General features: G+C 61.7%; 1 protein-coding gene. It reads right to left on the bottom strand.

The window, feature by feature from the left end; all coding sequences use genetic code 11:
• Entirely contained in the window at positions 1–1,020 is a 1,020-nt protein-coding gene (fbaA, locus tag QK290_RS18480; protein WP_282332128.1) for a class II fructose-bisphosphate aldolase, read from the bottom strand.
• Between the last annotated feature and the right edge of the window lie 10 nt (positions 1,021–1,030).

A 1,030-nucleotide genomic window follows, 5' to 3' on the forward strand; every position in this document is an offset into this window, starting at 1 on the left:
CTAGAAGGTCTTGCCGAGGGAGCCGAGCTGGCGGGCGGCTTCGACGAGGCGGGCAGCCATGCCGGCCTCGGCTGAAGCTCCCCAGACGCGGGGATCGTAGGTCTTCTTGTTGCCCATTTCGCCGTCGATCTTCAGCACGCCGTCGTAGTTGGCGAGCATGTGCCCGGCCACCGGACGGGTGAACGCGTACTGGGTATCGGTGTCGACGTTCATCTTGATCACGCCGTAGGAAACGGCATCAGCGATTTCCTGATCGGAAGAGCCCGAACCGCCGTGGAACACCAGGTCAAACGGGTTCTCCTTGCCGATCTTCGCGCCCACCTCGGCCTGGATCTGCTTGAGCAGCTCCGGACGCAGCTTCACACCACCGGGCTTGTACACGCCATGGACGTTACCGAACGTCAACGCCGTCAGGTAACGGCCGTTCTCGCCCGTACCCAGAGCCTCGATGGTCGCCAGGGCATCTTCAGTGGTGGTGTACAGCTTCTCGTTGATCTCGTTCTCCACCCCGTCTTCCTCGCCACCAACAGTGCCAATCTCAACCTCAAGGATGATCTTCGCCGCAGCGGCACGCTCCAGCAGCTCACGGGCAATGCGCAGGTTGTCCTCAAGGGCCTCGTGCGAGCCGTCCCACATGTGCGAGTTGAAGATCGGGTTCCGGCCAGCCTTGACCTCAGCCTCCGAAGCTGCCAGCAACGGCAGAACAAAACCGTCCAGCTTGTCCTTGGGGCAGTGATCCGTGTGCAGCGCAACGTTGACGTTGTAATTCTTCGCCACCTCGCGGGCAAACGCGGCGAAGCCAAGCGAACCGGCAACCATATCCTTCACCGACGCACCGGACCAGTACGCTGCGCCACCGGTGGAAACCTGGATAATGCCATCGGACTCAGCCTCGGCGAACCCGCGGATGGCCGCATTCAGGGTCTGCGACGACGTCACATTGACCGCCGGAAACGCAAAGCCCCCGGCCTTGGCACGATCGATCATCTCGGAGTAAATCTCTGGGGTTGCAATGGGCATGCTGACTCCT

The organism is Pseudarthrobacter sp. AL07 (genome assembly GCF_029960665.1).
In the GTDB taxonomy this organism is placed as follows: domain Bacteria; phylum Actinomycetota; class Actinomycetes; order Actinomycetales; family Micrococcaceae; genus Arthrobacter.

Coding starts and splice junctions, on each gene's coding strand:
- fbaA (WP_282332128.1), bottom strand. CDS start 1,020: ATGCCCATTGCAACCCCAGAGATTTACTCCGAGATGATCGATCGTGCC.